Source organism: Pseudomonas sp. AE27 (assembly GCF_037113495.1).
GTDB lineage: Bacteria > Pseudomonadota > Gammaproteobacteria > Pseudomonadales > Pseudomonadaceae > Aquipseudomonas > Aquipseudomonas palmensis.
In genome coordinates this window covers 55,810-79,123 of sequence record NZ_CP146966.1, presented here as the reverse complement: position 1 = coordinate 79,123, position 23,314 = coordinate 55,810, and the positions used below count along the sequence as shown (strand labels likewise).

At 65.9% G+C, this 23,314-nt stretch carries 22 protein-coding genes; 14 read left to right on the top strand and 8 right to left on the bottom strand.

Annotation, left to right across the window (positions count from 1 at the left end):
• Nucleotides 1-28: 28 nt before the first annotated feature.
• Nucleotides 29-1,552 carry a fumarate hydratase gene (locus tag V9K84_RS00385; protein ID WP_088515529.1) on the top strand — a complete coding sequence of 508 codons (1,524 nt, stop codon included), beginning with the start codon at nucleotides 29-31 and terminating at the stop codon, nucleotides 1,550-1,552.
• A 104-nt stretch (nucleotides 1,553-1,656) separates the two neighbouring features.
• Here the strand turns inward: V9K84_RS00385 and V9K84_RS00380 are convergent, their stop codons facing one another.
• The 4 genes from V9K84_RS00380 to V9K84_RS00365 form a co-directional block, all read right to left on the bottom strand.
• Nucleotides 1,657-2,238 carry a DJ-1/PfpI family protein gene (locus V9K84_RS00380; protein ID WP_043862118.1) on the bottom strand — a complete coding sequence of 194 codons (582 nt, stop codon included), beginning with the start codon at nucleotides 2,236-2,238 and terminating at the stop codon, nucleotides 1,657-1,659.
• Between the two features lie 41 nt (nucleotides 2,239-2,279).
• Entirely contained in the window at nucleotides 2,280-3,437 is a 1,158-nt protein-coding gene (locus tag V9K84_RS00375) for a phosphatidylserine/phosphatidylglycerophosphate/cardiolipin synthase family protein (protein ID WP_054914815.1), read from the bottom strand.
• Nucleotide 3,438: 1 nt separating this feature from the next.
• Nucleotides 3,439-4,020 (bottom strand): YceI family protein, encoded by a 582-nt coding sequence (locus V9K84_RS00370; RefSeq protein ID WP_043862116.1) that lies wholly within the window; start codon nucleotides 4,018-4,020, stop codon nucleotides 3,439-3,441.
• A 93-nt stretch (nucleotides 4,021-4,113) separates the two neighbouring features.
• On the bottom strand, nucleotides 4,114-5,007 hold the full coding sequence (locus V9K84_RS00365; RefSeq protein ID WP_043862115.1) for an acyl-CoA dehydrogenase family protein: 894 nt from the start codon (nucleotides 5,005-5,007) through the stop codon (nucleotides 4,114-4,116).
• A 133-nt stretch (nucleotides 5,008-5,140) separates the two neighbouring features.
• On the opposite strand from V9K84_RS00365, the gene olsB reads away from it, so the two are divergent.
• Both olsB and V9K84_RS00355 read left to right on the top strand, forming a co-directional pair.
• Nucleotides 5,141-5,896: an L-ornithine N(alpha)-acyltransferase gene (gene olsB / locus V9K84_RS00360; RefSeq protein WP_043862114.1), complete on the top strand. Its 756-nt coding sequence runs from the start codon at nucleotides 5,141-5,143 to the stop codon at nucleotides 5,894-5,896.
• Nucleotides 5,896-6,681: a lysophospholipid acyltransferase family protein gene (locus V9K84_RS00355; RefSeq protein WP_088515530.1), complete on the top strand. Its 786-nt coding sequence runs from the start codon at nucleotides 5,896-5,898 to the stop codon at nucleotides 6,679-6,681. Before olsB ends, V9K84_RS00355 begins: the two co-directional genes overlap by 1 nt.
• On the opposite strand, the gene V9K84_RS00350 is transcribed toward V9K84_RS00355, so the two are convergent.
• Nucleotides 6,657-7,247, bottom strand: a complete 591-nt coding sequence (locus tag V9K84_RS00350) for an ACP phosphodiesterase (RefSeq protein ID WP_043862112.1) — start codon at nucleotides 7,245-7,247, stop codon at nucleotides 6,657-6,659. The genes V9K84_RS00355 and V9K84_RS00350 overlap by 25 nt on opposite strands.
• 159 nt (nucleotides 7,248-7,406) lie before the next feature.
• Here V9K84_RS00350 and V9K84_RS00345 point away from each other — a divergent pair, with 159 nt between their 5' ends.
• From V9K84_RS00345 to V9K84_RS00335, 3 genes are read left to right on the top strand one after another with little or no spacing between them, the layout of a single operon-like run.
• The gene (locus V9K84_RS00345) at nucleotides 7,407-7,709 is read left to right on the top strand and encodes a helix-turn-helix transcriptional regulator (RefSeq protein ID WP_088515531.1); all 303 of its coding nucleotides are present in this window, start codon (nucleotides 7,407-7,409) and stop codon (nucleotides 7,707-7,709) included.
• Nucleotides 7,710-7,722: 13 nt separating this feature from the next.
• On the top strand, nucleotides 7,723-8,892 hold the full coding sequence (locus V9K84_RS00340) for an MFS transporter (RefSeq protein ID WP_043862110.1): 1,170 nt from the start codon (nucleotides 7,723-7,725) through the stop codon (nucleotides 8,890-8,892).
• 20 nt (nucleotides 8,893-8,912) lie between these two features.
• Nucleotides 8,913-9,962 (top strand): alkene reductase, encoded by a 1,050-nt coding sequence (locus V9K84_RS00335; RefSeq protein ID WP_088515532.1) that lies wholly within the window; start codon nucleotides 8,913-8,915, stop codon nucleotides 9,960-9,962.
• Between the two features lie 109 nt (nucleotides 9,963-10,071).
• On the opposite strand, the gene V9K84_RS00330 is transcribed toward V9K84_RS00335, so the two are convergent.
• Genes V9K84_RS00330 through V9K84_RS00320 form a run of 3 tightly spaced genes read right to left on the bottom strand, consistent with a single transcriptional unit; the run spans nucleotide 10,072 to nucleotide 12,870 of the window.
• Nucleotides 10,072-10,896, bottom strand: a complete 825-nt coding sequence (locus V9K84_RS00330) for a hypothetical protein (protein WP_058540893.1) — start codon at nucleotides 10,894-10,896, stop codon at nucleotides 10,072-10,074.
• A 39-nt stretch (nucleotides 10,897-10,935) separates the two neighbouring features.
• Entirely contained in the window at nucleotides 10,936-11,931 is a 996-nt protein-coding gene (locus V9K84_RS00325; RefSeq protein ID WP_058540892.1) for an NAD-dependent epimerase/dehydratase family protein, read from the bottom strand.
• Nucleotides 11,932-11,943: 12 nt separating this feature from the next.
• The gene (locus tag V9K84_RS00320) at nucleotides 11,944-12,870 is read right to left on the bottom strand and encodes a LysR family transcriptional regulator ArgP (protein ID WP_088515533.1); all 927 of its coding nucleotides are present in this window, start codon (nucleotides 12,868-12,870) and stop codon (nucleotides 11,944-11,946) included.
• 122 nt (nucleotides 12,871-12,992) lie between these two features.
• On the opposite strand from V9K84_RS00320, the gene V9K84_RS00315 reads away from it, so the two are divergent.
• The 8 genes from V9K84_RS00315 to V9K84_RS00280 all read left to right on the top strand — a co-directional run bounded on the left by V9K84_RS00315 (nucleotide 12,993) and on the right by V9K84_RS00280 (nucleotide 23,301).
• Complete coding sequence (locus V9K84_RS00315; RefSeq protein WP_043862105.1) at nucleotides 12,993-13,592, top strand: LysE/ArgO family amino acid transporter; 600 nt, start codon at nucleotides 12,993-12,995, stop codon at nucleotides 13,590-13,592.
• A 186-nt stretch (nucleotides 13,593-13,778) separates the two neighbouring features.
• A complete protein-coding gene (locus tag V9K84_RS00310) occupies nucleotides 13,779-14,375 on the top strand; it encodes a Fe-Mn family superoxide dismutase (RefSeq protein ID WP_054914821.1) in 597 nt (198 codons plus the stop codon).
• Nucleotides 14,376-14,669: 294 nt separating this feature from the next.
• Complete coding sequence (locus tag V9K84_RS00305; protein ID WP_054914822.1) at nucleotides 14,670-16,721, top strand: bifunctional diguanylate cyclase/phosphodiesterase; 2,052 nt, start codon at nucleotides 14,670-14,672, stop codon at nucleotides 16,719-16,721.
• Between the two features lie 144 nt (nucleotides 16,722-16,865).
• Nucleotides 16,866-18,197: an imelysin family protein gene (locus V9K84_RS00300; RefSeq protein ID WP_043862102.1), complete on the top strand. Its 1,332-nt coding sequence runs from the start codon at nucleotides 16,866-16,868 to the stop codon at nucleotides 18,195-18,197.
• A 169-nt stretch (nucleotides 18,198-18,366) separates the two neighbouring features.
• A complete protein-coding gene (locus V9K84_RS00295) occupies nucleotides 18,367-19,794 on the top strand; it encodes a di-heme oxidoredictase family protein (RefSeq protein ID WP_043862101.1) in 1,428 nt (475 codons plus the stop codon).
• A gap of 14 nt (nucleotides 19,795-19,808) precedes the next feature.
• Nucleotides 19,809-20,873 (top strand): imelysin family protein, encoded by a 1,065-nt coding sequence (locus V9K84_RS00290; RefSeq protein ID WP_043862100.1) that lies wholly within the window; start codon nucleotides 19,809-19,811, stop codon nucleotides 20,871-20,873.
• A gap of 2 nt (nucleotides 20,874-20,875) precedes the next feature.
• Nucleotides 20,876-21,973 carry a DUF1513 domain-containing protein gene (locus V9K84_RS00285; protein ID WP_088515534.1) on the top strand — a complete coding sequence of 366 codons (1,098 nt, stop codon included), beginning with the start codon at nucleotides 20,876-20,878 and terminating at the stop codon, nucleotides 21,971-21,973.
• Nucleotides 21,974-22,149: 176 nt separating this feature from the next.
• Nucleotides 22,150-23,301, top strand: coding sequence for an efflux RND transporter periplasmic adaptor subunit (locus V9K84_RS00280; protein WP_043862098.1), 1,152 nt, complete (start codon nucleotides 22,150-22,152; stop codon nucleotides 23,299-23,301).
• Nucleotides 23,302-23,314: the final 13 nt, after the last annotated feature.

Here is a 23,314-nt window from a genome sequence, read left to right as displayed (position 1 = left end):
GTTCCCGTCTTTAAGAGGAGCGCGCTGCATGACCGTGATCAAGCAAGACGACCTGATTCAGAGCGTTGCCGACGCCCTGCAGTTCATTTCGTACTACCACCCCGTCGATTTCATCCAGGCCATGCACGAGGCCTACCTGCGTGAAGAGTCGCCGGCTGCGCGCGACTCCATCGCGCAGATCCTGATCAACTCGCGCATGTGCGCCACCGGCCACCGGCCGATCTGCCAGGACACCGGTATCGTCACCGTGTTCGTGCGCGTCGGCATGGACGTGCGCTGGGATGGCGCGACCATGAGCCTGGACGACATGATCAACGAAGGCGTGCGTCGCGCCTACAACCTGCCCGAGAACGTGCTGCGCGCCTCGATCCTGGCCGACCCGGCAGGTGCCCGCAAGAACACCAAGGACAACACCCCGGCCGTGATCCACTACTCGATCGTCCCTGGCGACAAAGTCGAGGTGGATGTCGCGGCCAAGGGCGGCGGTTCGGAAAACAAGTCGAAGATGGCCATGCTCAACCCGTCCGACTCGATCGTCGACTGGGTGCTCAAGACCGTTCCGACCATGGGCGCCGGCTGGTGCCCGCCGGGCATGCTCGGCATCGGTATCGGCGGTACTGCCGAGAAGGCCGCGGTGATGGCCAAGGAAGTGTTGATGGAGTCCATCGACATCCACGAGCTCAAGGCCCGTGGCCCGCAGAACCGCATCGAAGAGATCCGCCTGGAACTGTTCGAGAAGGTCAACCAGCTGGGCATCGGCGCCCAGGGCCTGGGCGGCCTGACCACCGTGCTCGACGTCAAGATCATGGACTACCCGACCCACGCGGCCTCGTTGCCGGTGTGCATGATCCCCAACTGCGCAGCCACCCGTCACGCGCACTTCGTGCTCGATGGTTCCGGCCCTGCAGAGCTGGAAGCACCGTCGCTGGACGCCTACCCGGAAATCGTCTGGGAAGCCGGCCCGTCGGCCCGTCGCGTCAACCTCGACACCCTGACCCCGGAAGACGTGCAGAGCTGGAAGCCGGGCGAGACCATCCTGCTCAACGGCAAGATGCTGACCGGCCGCGACGCCGCGCACAAGCGCATGGTCGAGATGCTCAACCGTGGCGAAGAGCTGCCGGTGGACCTCAAGGGCCGCTTCATCTACTACGTCGGCCCGGTTGATCCGGTGCGCGAAGAAGTGGTTGGCCCGGCAGGCCCGACCACCGCAACGCGGATGGACAAGTTCACCCGTCAGATCCTGGAGCAGACCGGCCTGCTGGGCATGATCGGCAAGTCCGAGCGCGGCCCGACCGCCATCGACGCGATCAAGGACAACAAGGCCGTGTACCTGATGGCCGTGGGTGGCGCTGCCTACCTGGTGGCTCAGGCGATCAAGAAATCCAAGGTGCTGGCATTTGCCGAACTGGGGATGGAAGCGATCTACGAGTTCGACGTGAAAGACATGCCGGTGACCGTTGCGGTCGACAGCAAGGGCGAGTCGGTGCACATCACCGGGCCTGCGCTGTGGCAGAGCAAGATCGCGCAAAGCCTGGCAGTGGAAGTGAAGTAAGCGCCAGCGCTACAAGCTGAAAGCTGAAAGCGGCAAGGGAGTGATCCCTTGCCGCTTTTTTGTTGCCTGTACCGGCCTCTTCGCCGGCACGCCAGCGAAGGCGCTCAGAGGGTAATGCGCGTACCCAGCAACCCCAGGAACCCCGCCAGCCACGCCGGGTGCGCAGGCCAGGCCGGCGCACTGGCCAGGTTGCCCTGCACATGCGCCGCCGTCACCTCGATCTCGACGTAACGCCCACCCGCCAGGCGCACCTCCGGCGCACACGCCGGGTACGCACTGCACTCGCGCCCCTCCAGCACCCCGGCCGCCGCCAGCAGTTGCGCCCCATGGCACACCGCCGCAATCGGCTTGCCCGCCTGGTCGATGGCGCGCACCAGTTGCAGCACCTCTTCATTCAGGCGCAGGTACTCCGGCGCACGCCCGCCCGGGATCACCAGCGCGTCGTAGTCTTCGGCACGCACCTGGGCGAAATCGAAGTTCAGGCCAAAGTTGTGCCCCGGCTTCTCGCTGTAGGTCTGGTCGCCCTCGAAGTCATGGATGGCGGTACGCACCGACTGCCCGGCCGACTTGCCCGGGCACACCGCATGCACCGTGTGGCCAACCATCTGCAGCGCCTGGAACGGCACCATCACTTCATAGTCTTCGACGTAATCGCCGACCAGCATGAGAATCTTTTTCGCTGCCATTTCGTCAACTCCTTCTGATGCGGGGGAAAATCGAAAGAACCTCAGTCGCGCCGGTCCAGCAGGTTGACCACCACCCGGTCCAGCCAGCCCCAGATACGCTGTTTCACACGCCGCCACAGCGGCCGCGCCTGCCAGTCGTCCAGGTCGACCTGGCGGCTCAGGGCAAAGTCGCGCTCGAAGCTCGCCACCACGTCGGCGGTCAGTTGCGGGTCGATGGCCTCGACGTTGGCCTCAAGGTTGAAACGCAGGTTCCAGTGGTCGAAATTGCATGAGCCAATGCTCACCCAGTCGTCCACCAGCACCATCTTCAGGTGCAGGAAGCATGGCTGGTATTCGAATATCTTCACCCCTGCCCGCAGCAGGCGCGGGTAATAGCGATGACCGGCATAGCGTACCGAAGGATGGTCGGTACGCGGGCCGGTCAGCAGCAGGCGCACATCGATGCCCAGCGCGGCCGCGCGGCGCAAAGCCCGGCGCACCTTCCAAGTGGGCAGAAAATACGGCGTGGCTAGCCAGATACGACGCTTGCCGCTGATCAGCGCGCGCACCAGCGACTGCAGGATGTCGCGGTGCTGGCGGGCGTCGGCATAGGCCACCCGGCCCAGGCCCGGGCCTGCAACCGGCACCCGCGGCAGGTGCGCCAGGCCGAAATGGGTGGGTGGGCGCCACGCGGTGCGGCGCAGGTTGGAACGCCACTGGCGATCGAACAGCATCTGCCAGTCGGCCACCAGCGGCCCCTGCATCTGCACCATCACCTCGTGCCATTCGCTGACCGGCTCGCCCGGTGTCCAGAACTGGTCGGTGACCCCGGTGCCGCCGACCACCGCCCAGGCCTGGTCCACCAGCAGCAGCTTGCGGTGGTCGCGGTACAGGTTGCGCAGCCCCCGGCGCCAACGCAGGCGGTTGTACCAGCGCAACTCAACGCCGGCGCCCAGCAGGCGCTGACGCAGGCTCAAGGTAAAAGCCAGCGAGCCGTAGTCATCGAACAGGCAGCGTACCCGCACGCCGCGCTCGGCGGCCTGCACCAGCGCCTGCACCATGGCCTCGGCACACGCCCCGGCCTCGACCAGGTACAGCTCCAGGTCGACCTGGTGCTCGGCACCCATGATCGTCTGCAGCATGCGCGGGAAGAACTGCGGGCCGTCGATCAGCAGTTCGAACTGGTTGCCGGCACGCCATGGAAACACCGGCCCGGCCATTTCAGCGCGCCGTGAAGATCAGTACCGCACCCACCGGCACCGACAGGTTGATCGACTGCAGCCCGGCGAGCTTCTGCAACGTCTTGAGGCCGGGCAGCAGGTCGAAGTGATCGGCGCTCAGTACCAGCGGCTCCAGGGTCACCACCTGGAAGCGCCGCTCGTCGAGCCGGGTGGCGAGCAGTTGCGCGTTGTAGCTGTGGGTCTTGCCGTGCAGGTTGACGGTCACCGGCAGGCGCAGTTCGACCTGGGCACCGTTGGCCAGGTCGTTGATCGGACGCAGGTCGATCTGCGCCTGGATGGTCGCGTCGGGGTATTTGGCCACCTCGAACAGGTCGTTGCGCATGCGCTCGTCACGTAGCGGGATGCCGCTGCTGACCGAGTCCATCTCGATCTGCAGCTCGGCCGCACCCTTGCGATCGACCTTGCCATGCAGCACCAGAAAGCGATGCACCTCGGACACGTTGCCGTTCTTGCTGGTGATGAACGACAGGCGCGACGATTCGCCGTCCAGGTGCCAGTTGGCCTGGGCAGGCAGGCTCGCCAGGGCCAGCAGGGCGAGAGCGATTCGGGGCAGGCTGAACATGCAGGTTCCTGAAAGCGTAAAGCCGCCAACATTACCCGCCTGCCCGCACGGCAGCAAGCGACAGCCTGTGGCCATGCGGGCAGCCCGGCAACCTCAGGCCAGCCCGCTGCCGGCCCATGCCTTGGCCAGGCGCCTGGCCCGCGCCGCGCTGGCGATCTGCAGGATGCCCTGGTCGCGCTGCCACAGCTCGGCCCAGGGCCCCGGCGTGCTCGTCAGCGCCTGGTCGAGCTCGCCGCTCAGTTGCGAGAACTGCGCGAACAGGCCGCCCAGCAACAGGTGGAACGCCGCCGAATCGGCGCATTGCCGGCTGCCTTCGGCACACCCGGCCAGCAGCCCGATCAGGCGCAGCAAAAGCCCCTGCGGCCAGGCATTGGCGCGGCCTACCCCGTACAGCCAGGCGCTCAGGGCGCTGAGCACGTACAGGTCTTCCAGCGAGCGGAACGGCTTGACGTAGGCATCCCAGCCGTCACCGGCCAGGCGTTCGCACAGGGCCTGTTCAAGGTGCAGGCGGGCATGCCCGACCTCAGGCATCAACGGCAGGCTCGGCAAGGGCTCCACGCGCACACCGGGCTCCCCCGGGTACACCACCGCCAGGCTCAGCCGAGGCGCCTGGCCCGGTGCTTCGCAGCGCGCCGCCACCAGCAGCCAGTCGGCGTCCGGCCCGGCGGTGACGAAGTCCTTGCTGCCGCTCAGACGCAGCGTGTCGAGCGCCAGGCGCATGCCCATGTCGGCGGCGCGCACGCTGCGCCGCTCACTCGCACACAGGGCGCCGAGGCCCGCCGGGGCGCTGGGCCACAGCACGCGCAAGGCGGCCTGGTAGCCCACCAGAAACGCCAGCCCCGGGGTCGGCATGGCTTGCCCGCCCAGCACTGCCAGCTCGAACGGGCTGACCGTGCCCAGCTGCTCCAGCAGGCTGGCGTAGGTGTCGCCCAGGTTACCGGTTGCCAAGGGCGGAATGGGGTCGTTGAGTCGCTGCAGCCAGGCCATCGGCGTGCTCCTTGAGGGCTGTCATACAAGCATCACCAAAGCTTCATGGGGGTGACACCGCGTCTACCTAGGCTGAGCTTGCACAACATAGTCGACCGGCCGCAACCCCATGGCTGGCTTATGGAGACTCGCAATGACCCTGACTGCATGCCCTGGCGACACCCGTAACGAACGCCGTCTGCAGGCCGAGCGCCTGGTCGGCCCTGCCGCGCTGCACGAAGCCCAGGCATTGCGCTTTCGCGTGTTCAGCAGCGAATTCAAGGCCAGGCTCAAAGGCGCCGAACACGGGCTGGACATGGACGACTACGACATCCACTGCCAGCACATCGGCGTACGCGACCTCAACAGCGGGCACCTGGTGGCCACCACCCGCCTGCTCGACCACCAGGCCGCCAGCAGCCTGGGGCGCTTCTACAGCGAAGAGGAGTTCAGCCTGCATGGCCTGGGCCATCTGCAGGGCCCCATCCTTGAACTGGGGCGCACCTGCGTCGACCCGGCCTACCGCAACGGCGGCACCATCGCGGTGCTGTGGGGCGAGCTTGCCGAGGTACTCAACGAGGGCCGCTACAGCTACCTGATGGGTTGCGCCAGCATCCCCATGCAGGACGGCGGCGTGCAGGCCCACGCGATCATGCAACGCCTGCGCGAGCGCTACCTGTGCACCGAGCACCTGCGCGCCGAACCGAAGAACCCGCTGCCCAGCCTGGCACTGCCCGGCAACGTCATCGCCGAGATGCCGCCGCTGCTCAAGGCCTACATGCGCCTGGGTGCCAAGATCTGCGGCGAGCCGTGCTGGGACGAAGACTTCCAGGTGGCCGACGTGTTCATCCTGCTCAAGCGCGACGAGCTGTGCCCACGCTACGCCCGCCACTTCAAGGCGGCGGTGTGATGCAACGCCTGCGCGTGTATGCGCGAATCGTCCGGGTGCTGCTGGTGGTGCTGTTCGGGCTGGGCATGGCCAGCCTGTTCAGCCTGTACGAGCGCCTGCACCTGAGTACTCCCGACGACCGCCGCCAGCGCTGGTCGCAACTGTTCATGGCCCGGCTTGCCCGGGCCTTGCCGTTCAAGGTCACGGTGATCGGCAACCGCCCGCAGCAACCGATGCTGTGGGTCAGCAACCACGTATCGTGGACCGACATCCCGCTGCTGGGCATGCTCGCGCCGATGTCGTTCCTGTCCAAGGCCGAGGTGCGCCAGTGGCCGGTGGCCGGCTGGCTCGCGCTCAAGGCCGGCACCCTGTTCATCCGCCGCGGCGGCGGCGACAGCCAGCTGCTGCGCCAGCAGATCGCGCGCCACCTGCAACGGGCCTGCCCGGTGCTGATCTTCCCCGAAGGCACCACCACCGACGGGCGCAGCCTGCGCACCTTCCACGGGCGCCTGCTGGCCAGCGCGATCGACACCGCAACGCCCGTGCAACCGGTGGCCGTGCGCTACCTGCGGGGCGGCAAGCCCGACCCCATCGCGCCGTTCGTGGGCGATGACGACCTGCTCTCGCATCTGCTGCGCCTGTTTGCCCACGACTGTGGCGAGGTGCAGATCCACCTGCTGGCCCCCATCCAGAGCGCCGGCCAGGAACGTGCAGCACTGGCGTTCAATGCCCAGCTGGCGATCCACACGGCGCTGTTCGGCTCCCAGCCGGTGGCCCAGCCTCAGCGCCGCGCCAAGGCGGCCTGAGCGTCGGCCGCAAAGCCCTGCAGTTCGGGGTAGAAGTGGCGAAAGTCTTCCATCAGCGGGCCGTACAGCGCCTGTACCTCCTGCATCGCGCCTGCCATACCCTCGGGGCGTGACAGGCGCCGGGCGATACCGTTGAACACCTGTTCAAGCACCGCGAACTCGCGGTACGAGCCCAACCAGTCGTCCGCCGCCATGTACGGCGCAATCTGCGCCAGGCGCCCGGGCAGCTCGGGCTCGGCCGCCAGCACCTGGTACACGCGCCCGGTGAACTGGCTCAGCGGCTGCCGGGCATAGTCGTGCCAGTGCAGCGCCAGGCAGTGGTCGAAAAACACATCGAGGATGATCCCGGCATAACGGCGCCGCTCACGCGGAAAACGCGCCAGCGCCGCCAGTACCCGCGGGTGGCTGTCGGTGTACACGTCGATCTGGCGGTGCAGGCGGATGGCGGCTTCCAGCGGCTGGGCAAAGCGCCCCTGCAACGGCCCCTTGACGAAGTCGCCGTACAGGCTGCCGAGCAGTTGTTCGGGCTGCTGGCCGCCCAGGTGAAGGTGTGCGAGGTAGTTCATAGGCCGCAGTCTAGCACCGCTTGCCCGCTTGAATATCGTTATAACCCGATATAGCGATTCATGCGCACGCCAGAACCAAATCATATTTGTATATCGCGAAATACCGATTTATATTTCGCCCCATCGCGATATAACGCTATACCCACCACGAGCCCACCCATGCCTGTTGATCTCGACGAAATAATAAAAGCCCTGGCCCACCCAGTACGGCGAGAAATCCTGAACTGGTTGAAAGACCCGCAAGCCTGCTTCCCTGACCAGCACCACAGCACCGAACACGGTGTGTGCGCCGGGCAGATCGACCAACGCTGCGGCCTGTCGCAGTCCACGGTCTCGGCCCACCTGGCCACCTTGCAGCGTGCGGGGCTGATCAGCAGCCAGAAGATAGGCCAGTGGCACTTCTTCAAACGCAACGAGGAAACCATCCAGGCCTTCCTCCAGCAGATGAGCCAAGAGCTCTGACAAGGACCTTGCAATGCCCCTTTCGCTGTTGATCCTGGCGCTGAGCGCCTTCGCCATCGGTACCACCGAGTTCGTCATCATGGGCCTGCTGCCGGATGTGGCAAGCGACCTGGGTGTGTCGATCCCCGGTGCCGGCTGGCTGGTGACCGGCTACGCGCTGGGCGTGGCCATCGGCGCGCCGTTCATGGCCCTTGCCACCGCCCGGCTGCCGCGCAAGGCCGCACTGGTGGCGCTGATGGGGGTGTTCATCATCGGCAACCTGCTGTGCGCCCTGGCCACCGACTACAACGTGCTGATGTTTGCCCGCGTGGTCACCGCGCTGTGCCACGGCGCCTTCTTCGGCATCGGTTCGGTGGTGGCGGCCAACCTGGTTCCGGCCAACCGCCGCGCCTCGGCCGTGGCGCTGATGTTCACCGGCCTGACCCTGGCCAACGTGCTGGGCGTGCCACTGGGTACCGCGCTGGGCCAGGTGTACGGCTGGCGCTCGACGTTCTGGGCAGTGACCGTGATCGGCGTGATCGCGCTGATCGGCCTGATCCGCTTCCTGCCGATCAAGCGCGACGAAGAGAAACTCGACATGCGTGCCGAGCTGGCTGCGCTCAAGGGCGCCGGCATCTGGCTGTCGCTGTCGATGACCGTGCTGTTCTCGGCCTCGATGTTCGCCCTGTTCACTTATGTGGCGCCGTTGCTGGGTGATGTCACCGGCGTGTCGCCGCGCGGCGTGACCTGGACCCTGCTGCTGATCGGCCTGGGCCTGACCCTGGGCAACATCCTGGGCGGCAAGCTGGCTGATCGTCGCCTGGCTGCCACCCTGATGGGCGTGTTCGCCGCCATGGCGGTCATCTCCACCGCGCTGAGCTGGACCAGCACCGCGCTGATTCCGGCCGAGATCACCCTGTTCCTCTGGGCCACCGCCGCGTTCGCCGCCGTGCCGGCCCTGCAGGTCAACGTGGTGAGCTTCGGCAAGGCGGCACCGAACCTGGTGTCGACCCTGAACATCGGTGCCTTCAACCTGGGCAATGCGCTGGGCGCCTGGGTCGGCGGCACCGTGATCGACCAGGGCCTGGGCCTGACCCGCGTGCCCCTGGCGGCAGCGGCGCTGGCCGTGCTGGCCCTGATCGTCACCCTTATCACATTCAGCCAGGGCGGCAACAACGCCGACCTGGCACCTGCCACTCACTGATTGCCACGAGGTTCACGCACATGACAACGCTATTCGACCCGATCACCCTTGGCGACCTCGAGTTGCCCAACCGCATCATCATGGCCCCGCTGACCCGCTGCCGGGCCGACGAAGGCCGCGTACCCAACGCGCTGATGGCCGAGTACTACGTACAGCGCGCCAGCGCCGGGCTGATTCTCAGCGAGGCCACCTCGGTGACCCCGCTGGGCGTGGGCTACCCCGACACACCGGGCATCTGGAGCAACGACCAGGTGCGTGGCTGGACCAACGTGACCAAGGCGCTGCACGGTGCTGGCGGGCGCATCTTCCTGCAACTGTGGCACGTGGGACGCATCTCGCACCCGCTGTACCTGAACGGCGAAACGCCGGTTGCGCCGAGCTCGGTGCAGCCCAAGGGGCATGTGAGCCTGGTGCGCCCGATCACCGAATTCGTCACCCCGCGCGCGCTGGAAACCGAGGAAATCGCCGACATCATCGAGGCCTACCGCGTCGGTGCCGAGAACGCCAAGGCGGCCGGCTTCGACGGTGTGGAGCTGCATGCGGCCAACGGCTACCTGATCGACCAGTTCCTGCAGAGCAGCACCAACCAGCGCACCGACGAATACGGCGGCTCGCTGGAGAACCGTGCACGGCTGCTGCTGGAAGCGACCGATGCGCTCATCGACGTGTGGGGCGCGCAGCGCGTGGGCGTGCACCTGTCGCCACGGGCCGACCTGCACGACATGGGCGATGCCAACCTGACCGAGACGTTCACCTACGTGGCGCGGGAGCTCGGCAAACGTGGCATCGCCTTCATCTGTGCGCGTGAGCGAGTGGCCGAAGACAGCATCGGGCCGTTGCTCAAAGAGGCGTTTGGCGGGCCGTACATCGCCAACGAACGCTTCGACAAGGCCAGTGCGAATGCTGCCATTGCCAACGGCACGGCCGATGCGGTGGCCTTCGGCGTGCCGTTCATTGCCAACCCCGACCTGCCGGCACGGCTGCAAGCGGATGCACCGCTGAACGAGCCACGGCCTGACACGTTCTACTCCAAGGGCCCGGTCGGGTACATCGATTACCCGGTGATGTAAGCGTCGGCTCTTTCGCGGGTCAAGCCCGCTCCCACAAGGGTATCGGTGGTGTGCAGACAGCCACTGTACCGGTGGGAGCGGGCTTGACCCGCGATAGCTTCACAGCGGATCAGGGCTTGGCGTTGATCTGCCGTTGCAGGTTCTGCACCTGGCTCTGCAAGGTGGTGATGTTGCGGGTCACCTGCCCGCGAAACGCATCGAACTCCGCCGTCGAGGCACCCGCCCCGGCAGCCGCCGCCGGGCGATTCTCCTGCTCGCTCTTGAGCACGATCAGGTCTTGTTCCAGGCGCTGGATCGCCGCCCCCGGATCCCCCTGTTTCTTCAATGCGGCAATCTCCGTCGACAGGCTCTTGAGCTGCGCATCGACCTTGCCGGTATCAGCCTGCGCCGCCTTCACCGCTGCCAGCTCCGTGGCCACGGCCTTGAGTTGCGCCTGCAACTGGGCATTGGTCGCCTGCTGCTCGCCAACCTGCGCCAGGGCCTGCTCCAGCCGCTTGCCCAGGTCACCCTGCTGCCCGGCTACGCCCTGCTGCTGCTTGCTCTGCTCGGCAAGGCTGGCCTGCAACTGCTTTATCTGCAGCTTCAGTGCCTCGCTGCCGGTGCTGACGCTCGACTCGCTGGCCGCCACCTTGCCGCTGATGTCCTGCAGGCGCCCGGCAGCTTCTTCACTGATGCGCGCAAAGCTTTCCTGGGTGGCCACCAGTTGCTGCTCCATCAGCGAAATCTGCTGGAAGCTCCACCAGCCAAGCCCGGCCAGGGCGATGAACGAAGCGCCCACCAGCGCCCACAACGGCCCGGTGGCCGCCGGCTTGCGCGGTTTGCCGCGCACGGCGGCCACCCGTGCACCTGGCGCCGGGGCAAAGTCGTCATCATCGCGACCGCCGGCCTTGAGGCTGGGTACATCATCGAAATCGTCGTGAGCATCGTTGCGCATGGATCAACCGCCGTGAGTGCAAATGAGCGCCAGTATAAGTCAGTGGCCGCCGTGCTGGGCCTTCCACCAGCCGCAGAATTCATCCAGCGCCGCCCACAGGCTGACCTGCGGGCGGTAGTCCAGTTGCTGGCGGGCGCGGCTGATGTCCAGGGTGAAATCCTTGTTCATCACCTGCACCGCCAGGCGCGACAGGGTCGGTTGCGGACGGCCCGGCCACAGCAGGCAGGCCCCCTCGTTCAGAGCGCCCAGGCTGTAGGCCAGGCCACTGGAGCGGTAGCGCGTGACCTGGGGCAGGTCCATGCGCCGCATCACGTAATTGATCACGTCCCACAGCGGCAGCGGGTGGCCGTTGCTGATGTTGTAGGCCTGCCCGAGCGCGTCGTTGCCGGCCAGCACCGCGTTGATCAGCGCCTCGTTGAGGTTCTGAACGCTGGTGAAGTCGACCTTGTTCAAGCCGTTGCCGATGATCGCCAGACGGCGTTTCTGCTGCATCTTGAGCAGGCGCGGGAAGATGCTCACATCCCCTGCCCCGGTGACGAAGCGCGGGCGCAGGGCCAGCACTTCCAGGCCGAACTCCTGGGCACCGAAAACCTTCTGCTCGGCCAGGTACTTGGTGGTCGCGTAGGCATCGTGCAGGCGCCGCGGCACCTGCTCTTCGGTCACCCCCAGGCGCGAGCGCCCGTTCCAGTAGATCGACGGCGAGGACAGGTGCACCAGGCGACGAACGTGTTCCTTCAGGCACGCCTCCACCACGTTCTCGGTGACCACCACGTTGCCCTGGTGAAAGTCCTGGTAGCGTCCCCAGTTGCCCACCGCACCGGCGCAGTGCACCACGGTTTCGACGCCCTGGCAGACCCGCCGGGCCAGCTCCGGGTCGCCCAGGTCCCCCGGAATGAACTGGGCGCCGCGGCGCACCAGGTGCTCGACGCCTTCGGCCCGCCGGCCATTGACCCGTACCTCCATGCCCTGCTCCAGGGCAAAGCGTGCAAAGCGCCCGCCAATGAAGCCGCTTGCGCCGGTGACCAGAATTCGCATGAAGCACTCCGCCTACTTGTTTGCAGATGATGCAGACGCCGGCAAACCCGACCACGGCACCAACCAGCTGCTGGCGCTGCGCCGCAGGTGGCCGGTGAGTTGGCCGAGCAATTGCCCGCCATTGCGCCAATGATGCCAGTACAGCGGCACATCGATCGGCTTATCCGCCAGAATTTCCACCAGTTGCCCGCTGGCCAGTTGCGCCTGGGCCTGCAATTCGGGCACCAGGCCCCAACCCACGCCGGCCTCGGTCATGCGCAGAAAGCCCTCCGAAGACGGGCACAGGTGATGCAGGAATGCACCATCGATACCCAGCGACACCAGGTAGCGATGCTGCAGAAAATCGTCCGGGCCGAACACCACGGCCGGGGTGCGGGCCAGGCGCGCCACCTCTACCCCCTGGGGAAAGTGGCGCGCCATGAAGTCGGGGCTGGCCAGCGCACGGTAGCGCATGGCGCCGAGCAGCTCGCTGCGCGCCCCGGCAACCGGTCGCTCGCTGGCGCACAGGCAGGCCGCCACTTCGCCGGCGCGCATGCGCTTGAGGCCCACCTCCTGGTCTTCCACCACCAGCTCCAGCAGCACCCGCTCCTGCGCACAGAACGCCCCGACCGCCGCCGCCCACCAGGTGGCCAGGCTGTCGGCGTTGAGCGCTACCCGCAGACGCTCGGGCTGGCCGCCATCGTCCAGCGCCGGCACCTGATGCTGCAGGTCGCGCTCGAGCAGGCGCACCTGCTGTACATGGTTGAGCAGGCGCTTGCCGATCTCGGTGGGCGCTGGCGGCGCGGCGCGTACCAGCACCGGCTGGCCAACGCGCGCCTCCAGCAGCTTGATACGTTGCGAAATGGCCGATTGCGACAGCCCGAGCAACTGTGCGCCCCGCTCGAAACCGCCCTGCTCGATCACCGCCGCCAGGGCGGAAAGCAACTTGTAGTCGAACATCAGTTTCCCTAATGCCGGATGAGGTTTATTGGTTTTTCTTATACGCCCACTGCCCGCACAATAGCCAGCGATCCCCCCTGTATTTTCGGCAGCCCGTGTGGCTGCTTCGCGGAGCACCTCCCATGTGGCAAAGCTACCTCAACGGCCTGCTGGTCGCCTTCGGGCTGATCATGGCCATCGGCACCCAGAACGCCTTCGTGCTGGCGCAGAGCCTGCGCCGTGAGCACCACCTGCCGGTGGCGGCGCTGTGCGTGTTCTGTGATGCGGTGCTGGTGGCGCTTGGCGTGTTCGGTCTGGCCACGGTGCTGGCGCAGAACCCGACCCTGCTGGCGGTCGCGCGCTGGGGTGGGGTGGTGTTTCTGCTGTGGTATGGCAGCAAGGCGCTGATCCGCGCCTGTTCCAGCCAGAGCCTGGAGCAGGGCGAGGGCCTGGGTCAGCGTTCGCGTCGCGCGGTGTTGCTCAGTGCCCTGGCGGTGACCCTGCTCAACCCCCACGTGTACCTGGATACCGTGTTGCTGATCGGCTCGCTGGGTGCGCAGCAAAGCGTGCCAGGTGCCTACGTGGCGGGTGCGGCCAGTGCCTCGCTGCTGTGGTTCTTCACCCTGGCGCTGGGTGCGGCCTGGTTGGCGCCGTGGCTGGCCCGGCCTGGCACCTGGCGCCTGCTGGACCTGATGGTGGCGGTGATGATGTTTGCGGTGGCGTTGCAACTGGCGCTGGGCTGACCCGTTCGTCAGGTGTCGGCAAAGGCTCTGGAACCTCTATTCCATACACTTGTTGCGTGGTTTAGGTCAGGGCCCGGTGCTATGATCCCGAATCTGCGTCGCAAAGAGTAAAAACTCGCCGATGCATTCCGGCCGCCCGTGATCGGCCTTGCGCTCACCGCAACAGACCTGATTAGGAGAATCACCATGGCTTTTGAATTGCCGCCGCTGCCTTACGCACACGATGCCCTGCAGCCGCACATTTCCAAGGAAACCCTGGAATACCACCACGACAAGCACCACAACACCTACGTCGTGAACCTGAACAACCTGGTGCCAGGCACCGAGTTCGAAGGCAAGACCCTGGAAGAGATCGTCAAGACTTCTTCGGGCGGTATCTTCAACAACGCCGCTCAGGTCTGGAACCACACCTTCTACTGGAACTGCCTGGCGCCAAACGCTGGTGGCCAGCCTACCGGTTCGCTGGCTGAAGCCATCAACGCCGCGTTCGGTTCGTTCGACAAGTTCAAGGAAGAGTTCACCAAGACGTCGGTTGGTACCTTCGGTTCCGGTTGGGGCTGGCTGGTCAAGAAAGCTGACGGCTCCTTGGCGCTGGCCAGCACCATCGGTGCCGGCAACCCGCTGACCAGCGGTGACACCCCGCTGCTGACCTGCGACGTGTGGGAGCATGCCTACTACATCGACTACCGTAACGTGCGTCCGAAGTATGTCGAGGCGTTCTGGAACCTGGTCAACTGGAAGTTCGTGGCTGAGCAGTTCGAAGGCAAGACCTTCACTGCATAAGTGCTGCTTCTGAAAAAACCCGGCTCAGGCCGGGTTTTTTTATGCCGAAAAAGCGGCAAAGAGCAAAACCCCACCCACCAACCTTTTTTAACCAATTTCACCAACACCCTCTCTTGCTGCCCCCCCATACCGCGCTAACATCAATCGTTGGGAAACTTGTCGTACATCGCTCAAGTCGCAAGGCCGGGCAACCGATACAGTGACCGCTGGATCATGAATCCTGCCAACGGCCGATAGTGGATTGCCACAGATGATGGCAAAATGATGCCATGCGCACGGATTAAGGAAACCCCATTGAAGCTGGAACTCAAAAACAGCTTGTCGGTCAAGTTGCTCAGAGTGGTCCTGCTCTCGGCACTGGCCGTGGGCGTGGTACTCAGCTGTGCGCAGATCGTCTTCGATGCCTACAAGACCCGCCAGGCTGTCGCCAACGACGCCCAGCGAATCCTCGACATGTTCCGCGACCCTTCCACCCAGGCCGTATACAGCCTGGACCGCGAAATGGGCATGCAGGTCATCGAGGGGCTGTTCCAGGATGAGTCCGTGCGCATGGCCTCCATCGGCCACCCCAACGAAACCATGCTGGCAGAAAAGTCGCGCCCTCTGCAGGAACTGCCGACCCGCTGGCTCACCGACCTGATCCTCGGCCAGGAACGCACCTACACCACCCAGCTCGTCGGCCGCGCGCCCTACAGCGAATACTACGGCGACCTGAGCATCACCCTCGATACCGGCGCCTACGGCCAGGGCTTCGTGGTCAATTCGGTGATCATCTTCATTGCCGGCGTGCTCCGCGCCCTGGCCATGGGGCTGGTGCTGTACCTGGTCTACCACTGGCTGCTGACCAAGCCACTGTCCAAGCTCATCGAGAACCTCACCCAGATCAACCCCGACCGCCCCAGCCAGCATCAGCTGCCGCTGCTCAAGGGCCACGAGAAGAACGAACTGGGCCTGTGGGTGAACACCGCCAACCAACTGCTGGCGTCCATCGAACGCAACACCCACCTGCGCCACGAGGCCGAGAACAGCCTGCTGCGCATGGCCCAGTACGACTTTCTCACCGGCCTGCCCAACCGCCAGCAACTGCAACAGCAACTGGACAAGATCCTGGTCGATGCCGGGCGCCTCCAGCGCCGGGTTGCGGTGCTGTGCGTAGGCCTGGACGACTTCAAGGGCATCAACGAACAATTCAGCTACCAAGCCGGCGACCAGTTGCTGCTGGCCCTGGCCGACCGCCTGCGTGCCCACAGCGGTCGCCTGGGTGCCCTCGCCCGCCTGGGCGGCGACCAGTTCGCGCTGGTGCAGGCCGACATCGAACAACCCTACGAGGCTGCCGAGCTTGCCCAGAGCATTCTCGATGACCTGGAAGCGCCATTCGCCCTGGACCATCAGGAGATCCGACTGCGCGCCACCATCGGCATCACCCTGTTCCCCGAAGACGGCGATAGCACCGAGAAGCTGCTGCAAAAGGCCGAACAGACCATGACCCTGGCCAAGAGCCGTTCGCGCAACCGCTATCAGTTCTACATCGCCAGCGTCGACAGCGAGATGCGCCGGCGCCGCGAGCTGGAAAAGGACCTGCGCGAAGCCCTGCCGCGCAATCAGCTGTACCTGGTTTACCAACCGCAGATCAGCTACCGCGACCACCGCGTGGTGGGCGTCGAGGCGCTGCTGCGCTGGCAGCACCCGGAGCTGGGCATGGTTCCGCCCGATCAGTTCATACCGCTGGCCGAACAGAACGGCAACATCATCGTGATCGGCGAATGGGTGCTCGACCAGGCCTGCCGGCAACTGCGCGAATGGCACGACCAGGGCTTCAGCGACCTGCGCATGGCAGTCAACCTGTCGACCGTGCAACTGCACCACAGCGAGCTGCCCCGGGTGGTCAACAACCTGCTGCAGATCTACCGCCTGCCGCCGCGCAGCCTGGAACTGGAAGTGACCGAGACCGGCCTGATGGAAGACATCAGCACTGCCGCCCAGCACCTGCTGAGCCTGCGCCGCTCCGGCGCGCTGATCGCGATCGACGACTTCGGCACCGGCTACTCCTCGCTCAGCTACCTCAAGTCGCTGCCGCTGGACAAGATCAAGATCGACAAGAGCTTCGTGCAGGACCTGCTCGACGATGACGACGACGCCACCATCGTTCGCGCGATCATCCAGCTGGGCAAGAGCCTGGGCATGCAGGTGATCGCCGAGGGCGTGGAAACCGCCGAGCAGGAAGCCTACATCATTGCCCAGGGCTGTCATGAAGGTCAGGGCTACCACTACAGCAAGCCGCTGCCAGCACGCGAGCTGACCGCCTTCCTCAAAGCAGCGCAACGCAACCAGGTATCGATTCTGTGAGTGACGCTGCCGCCAAGGGCAGCGTGAACAGCATTTGAATTTTTACGTGGCAACCTCTTTACAGAAAATGCATATCTTTCGCATTATGTTGCACCTTTGCGTGCGGCTGCACGCCTGTTCAACCTCTCGACGCAGGAATAGCCCATGATTCGTATGCCTCTGGCCACCGCCAGTCTGCTGGCCATTGCCATCTCCCTCGCCGGCTGCGGCGATGACAAGGACAAGGCCGCCGCGCCACAGGCCGCCGCACCTGCTGCCGCCAGCACCACCCAGGCGTCCGGGGCCGTCGACGAAGCCGCCGCCCAGGCGGTGGTCAAGCACTACGCCGAGATGGTGTATGCCGTGTACAGCGACTCGCTGAGCACCGCCAAGACCCTGCAGACCGCAGTCGATGCCTTCCTTGCCAAGCCCGACGCCGACACCCTGGCCGCCGCCAGGACTGCCTGGGTAGCCGCCCGTGTACCGTACCTGCAGAGCGAAGTGTTCCGCTTCGGCAACACCATCATCGACGACTGGGAAGGTCAGGTGAACGCCTGGCCGCTGGACGAAGGCCTGATCGACTACGTCGACAAGAGCTATGAACACGCCCTGGGCAACCCGGCCGCCACCGCCAACATCATCGCCAACACCGAGATCCAGGTGGGCGAAGACAAGGTCGACGTCAAGGACCTGACCCCCGAGAAGCTGGCCAGCCTGAACGAGCTGGGCGGTTCGGAAGCCAACGTCGCCACCGGCTACCACGCCATCGAATTCCTGCTGTGGGGCCAGGACCTCAACGGCACCGGCCCGGGCGCCGGCAACCGCCCTGCCTCGGACTACCTGCAAGGCGAAGGCGCCACCGGCGGTCACAACGAGCGTCGTCGTGCCTACCTCAAGGCCGTGACCCAGCTGCTGGTCAACGACCTGGAAGAAATGGTCGGCAACTGGAAGCCGGCAGTGGCCGACAACTATCGCGCCACCCTGGAGGCAGAACCTGTCGCCAACGGCCTGCGCAAGATGCTGTTCGGCATGGGCAGCCTGTCGCTGGGCGAACTGGCGGGCGAGCGCATGAAGGTCTCGCTGGAAGCCAACTCGCCTGAGGACGAGCAGGACTGCTTCAGCGACAACACCCACTACTCGCACTTCTACGACGCCAAGGGTATCCGCAACGTCTACCTGGGCGAGTACACCCGCACCGACGGCACCAAGCTGAGCGGCCCGAGCCTGTCGTCGCTGGTGGCCAAGGTCGATCCGGCCACCGACAACACCCTGAAGGCCGATCTGGAAGCCACCGAGGCGAAGATCCAGGTGATGGTCGACCACGCCCTCAAGGGTGAGCACTACGACCAGTTGATCGCTGCCGACAACGCTGCGGGCAACCAGATCGTGCGTGACGCCATCGCCGCGCTGGTCAAGCAGACCGGTGCCATCGAACAGGCTGCGGGCAAACTGGGCATCACCGACCTGAACCCGGACACCGCTGACCACGAGTTCTGAGTGGTAGCGTGCTGAAACAGAGGCGGCCTTCGGGTCGCCTTTTTTTGTGGGACCTCTTCGCTGGAAGCTGAAGCAGATTTCATCCAGCAAACGCAAATCCCTCTTATTCATATCCCCCGCGCCTGCTAAGCTTGCACGCCGGTTTTACGCTAGCCATTCAGGATTCTCGATGCCCGCTCCGCTTCACCGCGCCCTTCCCCTGCTATTGGCCCTGGCCCTGAGCGCCTGTGACGACGCCCCGCGTTTCACCAAGGCCGAACCTGGCGAGGCGCGTGCCGGTGGCAGCACCACCGTGAACAAGCGCGACCGCAACGCCTACTCCATGCCCTCGGCCAACCTCACCCCGAGCCAGCGCCTGGACTTCAGCGTGGGCAACAGCTTCTTCCGCAGCCCGTGGGTGATCGCCCCGTCCACCACCACCGCACGCGATGGCCTGGGCCCGCTGTTCAACACCAACGCCTGCCAGAACTGCCATATTCGCGACGGGCGCGGGCACCCGCCCGCAGAGGGCGCCAAAAACGCGGTATCGATGCTGGTGCGCCTGTCGATCCCCGACCAGCCCGAATACGCCAAGGTGATCGAGCAACTGGGCATCGTGCCCGAGCCGGTCTATGGCGGGCAGTTGCAGGACATGGCCGTGCCCGGCGTGGCCCCCGAGGGCAAGGTGCGGGTCAGCTACACCCCGGTGAACGTCACCTTCAAGGACGGCACCCAGGTCGAACTGCGCAAGCCGCAGCTGCAGATCACCCAGCTTGGCTACGGCCCGATGCACCCCGACACACGCTTCTCGGCACGCGTCGCGCCGCCGATGATCGGCCTGGGCCTGCTCGAGGCCATCCCTGATGAGGCCATCCTGGCCAACGCCGACCCCGAGGGGCGCAACGGCACCGGCATTCGTGGCCGGCCCAACCTGGTATGGGACGACGCCCAGGGCAAGCAGGTACTTGGCCGCTTCGGCTGGAAGGCCGGGCAACCCAACCTCAACCAGCAGAACGCCCATGCGTTCTCCAGCGACATGGGCCTGACCAGCAGCCTGGTGCCGCGCGACGACTGCACCCCGGCGCAGCTCGATTGCCTGGCCCAGCCCAATGGCAACGGCGCCGATGGCGAGCAGGAGGTCAGCGACAACATCCTGCGCCTGGTGCTGTTCTACACCCGCAACCTGGCGGTGCCGGTACGCAAGGACGTCGATTCGCCCCAGGTGCTGGCTGGCAAGAACCTGTTCTTCCAGGCCGGCTGCCAGGGCTGCCACACCCCCACATTCACCACCTCGGCCAATGCCGCCGAGCCGGAGCTGGCCAACCAGACCATCCGCCCCTACAGCGACCTGTTGCTGCACGACATGGGCCCGGGGCTGGCCGACAACCGCAGCGAATTCGCCGCCGGTGGCCAGGACTGGCGCACCGCGCCGCTGTGGGGCATCGGCCTGAATCAGACCGTCAGTGGTCATACCCAGTTTCTGCATGACGGGCGCGCCCGCAACCTGCTCGAGGCCGTGCTCTGGCACGGCGGCGAAGCCGAGCCTGCGCGCCAGCACGTCTTGACCTTCAATGCCGAGCAACGCGCCGCGTTGCTGGCGTTCCTGAACTCACTCTAGAGAAGGAGCCGGACATGTTCCGTCCCAAGCTGTTGTTCACCAGCCTCGCCGCCATCGCCCTGGGCGCCTGCTCGCCGCAGGACCCGCAGGCCGTGACCTCTGCCGCGATCGCCAAGCAGGTGATCCTGCCGACCTACAGCCGCTGGGTCGAAGCCGACCGCCAGCTGGCCGTCAGCGCCCTGGCCTTCTGCGAAGGCAAGGCCGACCTGGCCACCGCACGCGCCGACTTCCTGCACGCACAAAAAGCCTGGGCCGAGTTGCAACCGCTGCTGATCGGCCCGCTGGCCGAGGGCAACCGCGCCTGGCAGGTGCAGTTCTGGCCCGACAAGAAGAACCTGGTGGGCCGTCAGGTCGAGCAACTGGTCAACGGCGACAAGCCGGTGGATGCCGAGACCGTGGCCAAGTCCAGCGTCGTGGTCCGCGGCCTGTCGGCCTACGAGTACATCCTGTTCGACAGCAAGCCGGACGTCGCCACCGCCGAACAGAAGGCCCGTTATTGCCCGCTGCTGGTGGCCATTGGCGAACACCAGAAGAACCTCGCCGAAGAGATCCTCAAGGGCTGGAACAGCACCGACGGCATGCTGGCGCAGATGACCAAGTTCCCCAACCAGCGCTACGCCGACTCCCATGAGGCGATCGCCGACCTGCTGCGCGCCCAGGTCACCGCGCTGGACACCCTGAAGAAGAAGCTCGGCACGCCGATGGGTCGCCTGAGCAAGGGCATCCCGCAGCCGCTGCAGGCTGAAGCCTGGCGCAGCCACTCCTCGCTCAAGAGCCTGGAAGCCAGCCTGATCGCCGCCCAGACCGTGTGGGTCGGGGTCGACAACCAGGGCCTGCGCGGCCTGCTGGGCAAGGACCAGAAGGCCCTGGCCGACAAGATCGACGCGGCCTATGCTGATGCCCTCAAGCAACTGAAGGCAATCGATCGGCCCCTGGGCGAAATGCTCCAGGACGATGCCGGCCGCGAGCAACTGAACGCCTTCTACGACAGCCTGAACGTGGTTCACCGCCTGCATGAAGGTGAACTGGCCAAGGCGCTGAACATCCAGCTGGGCTTCAATGCCAACGACGGTGACTGATCATGTTGCGACGCCAGGCCCTCAAACTCGGTAGCGTGCTGCTCAGCGCCCTGACCCTGGGTGGCTGGACCCTGTGGCGCAGCAAGGGCCAGCAGCCGCTGCTGCTGTCGGCCCGTGACGATGCCGACGGCAAGCACTATGCCGTGGGCTATCGCCTGGACGGCACCCAGGTGTTCGCCACCCAGGTCGGCCTGCGATGCCACGACATCATCAACCACCCCGAGCGGCCGATCGCGCTGTTCGTGGCGCGCCGCCCCGGGACCGAGAGCTACCTGATCGACCTGCGCGACGGGCGTCTGCTGCAGACCCTGGCCTCGCAGCCGAACCGGCACTTCTATGGCCACGCGGTGATCCACAAGGGCGGCGAATGGCTGTACGCCACCGAGAACGACACTACCGACCCGGGCCGTGGCGTGCTGGGTGTGTACCGCTTCGAAGGCGAACGCCTGGCCCATCATTCGGAAATCCCGACCCACGGCATCGGCCCGCACCAGGTGTCGTGGCTGCCTGACGGCGAGACCCTGGTGGTGGCCAATGGCGGTATCCGCACCGAAGCCGAGAGCCGGGTGGAGATGAACCTGGATGCGATGCAGCCCAGCCTGGTGCTGATGCAGCGCGACGGCACCCTGCTGAGCAAGGAAACCCTAAGCCAGCAGATGAACAGCGTGCGCCACCTGGCGATTGCCGACGACGGCACCGTGCTGGCGTGCCAGCAGTTCATGGGCGGCTCGGACGAAACCGCCGAGCTGCTGGCGATCAAGCGTCCGGGGCAGCCGTTCGTGGCCTTCCCGGTGCCGGAGCACCAGTTGCAGTCCATGGCCCAGTACACCGCCAGCGTGGCGGTGCACAGCGAGCTGCGACTGGTGGCGATGACCGCGCCACGGGCCAACCGCCTGTTCATCTGGGACCTGGACAGCGCCGAGGTGAAGCTGGATGCGCCGATGCCGGACTGCGCGGGCGTGGGCGCAGTGGCCGATGGCTTTGTGGTGACCTCCGGGCAAGGGCGTTGCCGGCTGTACGACTGCCGCAAGGCAGCGCTGGTGGGGCAACCGCTGCAACTGCCTTCGGGGTTGTGGGACAACCATCTGCACCTGATCTGATATCCGGTCGCCCCTTTCGCCGGCAAGGCCGGCTCCTACGGGTTGGGCGCCGTCTGTAGGAGCCGGCCTTGCCGGCGAAGGGGGCGGTACTGGCAGCAAATATCCCCAAGCAACACCCGGCCCCCTGCGCCGCGACCGACTAGACTTGCGCAACAACGCCTCCAGGGAGCTGGTCCATGCTGCGCCGTCGCATGCTCATCATGCTGGGTATCGTCCTGCTGCTGGTGCTGGCTTTGGGCGGCTACAAGGGCTTGTCCATCTACCGCCAGATCCAGCAGTTCTCCGCGCCCAAGCCGCCGGTCAGCGTCGCCGCCGCCGAGGCGCGCGAGCAGCCCTGGCAAAGCCGCCTGCCCGCCGTGGGCAGCCTCAAGGCCCTGCAAGGGGTGGACCTGAGCCTGGAGATCGCCGGCACGGTCAAGGCCCTGCACTTCGAATCCGGCCAGCAGGTCAAGGCCGGGCAACTGCTGCTGCAGCTGGACAGCGACGTGGAGACTGCCCTGCTCGGCACCGCCCAGGCCGACCTCGGGCTGGCCCAGGTGGATTATCAGCGAGGCAGCCAGCTGGTCGGCAGCCAGGCCATCTCCAAGGGCGAATTCGACCGCCTGCGCGCCCAGCTGCTGCGCAACCAGGCGGTGGTGGCGCAACTCAAGGCATCCCTGGCGAAAAAGAGCATCAACGCGCCGTTCACCGGCACCATCGGTATCCGCCAGGTCGACCTGGGCAGCTACCTGGCCAGCGGCACGGTGATCGCCACCCTGCAGGACCTGAGCAGCCTGTATGTCGACTTCTTCGTGCCGGAACAGGCGCTGCCCAACCTCAGCCTCGGCCAGCAGGCGCTGGTCTCGGTGGCCGCCTACCCGCACCGCAGCTTCACCGCCACCCTCAGCGCGATCAACCCCAAGGTCGACGACACCACCCGCAACCTGCAGGTGCGCGCCACCCTGGCCAACCCCGACGGCACGTTGCTGCCGGGCATGTTCGCCAGCCTGCAGGTGTTGCTGCCCAACCCGCGCAACGCGGTGGTGGTGCCGCAGAGCGCCGTCACCTACACCCTCTATGGCAACTCGGTGTATGTCGCCGTGCCGCAAAAGTCCGAAGACGGCAAGGTGCAGACCACGGCCGATGGCCAGCCGCAACTGATCGCCGAGCGGCGCTTCGTCGAGACCGGCGAGCGCCGCGACGGCCTGGTGGTGATCGCCAAGGGCCTCACGCCCGGCGAAACGGTGGTCACCGCCGGCCAGTTGAAGCTGACCCAGGGCGCTGCCGTCACCCTGAGCGCCGACAAGACCCTGCAAGCCGAACCGACCAGCCAGCCCGGCGCCGACTGACCAAGGAACCGCC

Coding starts and splice junctions, on each gene's coding strand:
- V9K84_RS00385 (WP_088515529.1), top strand. CDS start 29: ATGACCGTGATCAAGCAAGACGACCTGATTCAGAGCGTTGCCGACGCC.
- V9K84_RS00380 (WP_043862118.1), bottom strand. CDS start 2,238: ATGGCAGCGAAAAAGATTCTCATGCTGGTCGGCGATTACGTCGAAGAC.
- V9K84_RS00375 (WP_054914815.1), bottom strand. CDS start 3,437: ATGGCCGGGCCGGTGTTTCCATGGCGTGCCGGCAACCAGTTCGAACTG.
- V9K84_RS00370 (WP_043862116.1), bottom strand. CDS start 4,020: ATGTTCAGCCTGCCCCGAATCGCTCTCGCCCTGCTGGCCCTGGCGAGC.
- V9K84_RS00365 (WP_043862115.1), bottom strand. CDS start 5,007: ATGGCCTGGCTGCAGCGACTCAACGACCCCATTCCGCCCTTGGCAACC.
- olsB (WP_043862114.1), top strand. CDS start 5,141: ATGACCCTGACTGCATGCCCTGGCGACACCCGTAACGAACGCCGTCTG.
- V9K84_RS00355 (WP_088515530.1), top strand. CDS start 5,896: ATGCAACGCCTGCGCGTGTATGCGCGAATCGTCCGGGTGCTGCTGGTG.
- V9K84_RS00350 (WP_043862112.1), bottom strand. CDS start 7,247: ATGAACTACCTCGCACACCTTCACCTGGGCGGCCAGCAGCCCGAACAA.
- V9K84_RS00345 (WP_088515531.1), top strand. CDS start 7,407: ATGCCTGTTGATCTCGACGAAATAATAAAAGCCCTGGCCCACCCAGTA.
- V9K84_RS00340 (WP_043862110.1), top strand. CDS start 7,723: ATGCCCCTTTCGCTGTTGATCCTGGCGCTGAGCGCCTTCGCCATCGGT.
- V9K84_RS00335 (WP_088515532.1), top strand. CDS start 8,913: ATGACAACGCTATTCGACCCGATCACCCTTGGCGACCTCGAGTTGCCC.
- V9K84_RS00330 (WP_058540893.1), bottom strand. CDS start 10,896: ATGCGCAACGATGCTCACGACGATTTCGATGATGTACCCAGCCTCAAG.
- V9K84_RS00325 (WP_058540892.1), bottom strand. CDS start 11,931: ATGCGAATTCTGGTCACCGGCGCAAGCGGCTTCATTGGCGGGCGCTTT.
- V9K84_RS00320 (WP_088515533.1), bottom strand. CDS start 12,870: ATGTTCGACTACAAGTTGCTTTCCGCCCTGGCGGCGGTGATCGAGCAG.
- V9K84_RS00315 (WP_043862105.1), top strand. CDS start 12,993: ATGTGGCAAAGCTACCTCAACGGCCTGCTGGTCGCCTTCGGGCTGATC.
- V9K84_RS00310 (WP_054914821.1), top strand. CDS start 13,779: ATGGCTTTTGAATTGCCGCCGCTGCCTTACGCACACGATGCCCTGCAG.
- V9K84_RS00300 (WP_043862102.1), top strand. CDS start 16,866: ATGATTCGTATGCCTCTGGCCACCGCCAGTCTGCTGGCCATTGCCATC.
- V9K84_RS00295 (WP_043862101.1), top strand. CDS start 18,367: ATGCCCGCTCCGCTTCACCGCGCCCTTCCCCTGCTATTGGCCCTGGCC.
- V9K84_RS00290 (WP_043862100.1), top strand. CDS start 19,809: ATGTTCCGTCCCAAGCTGTTGTTCACCAGCCTCGCCGCCATCGCCCTG.
- V9K84_RS00285 (WP_088515534.1), top strand. CDS start 20,876: ATGTTGCGACGCCAGGCCCTCAAACTCGGTAGCGTGCTGCTCAGCGCC.
- V9K84_RS00280 (WP_043862098.1), top strand. CDS start 22,150: ATGCTGCGCCGTCGCATGCTCATCATGCTGGGTATCGTCCTGCTGCTG.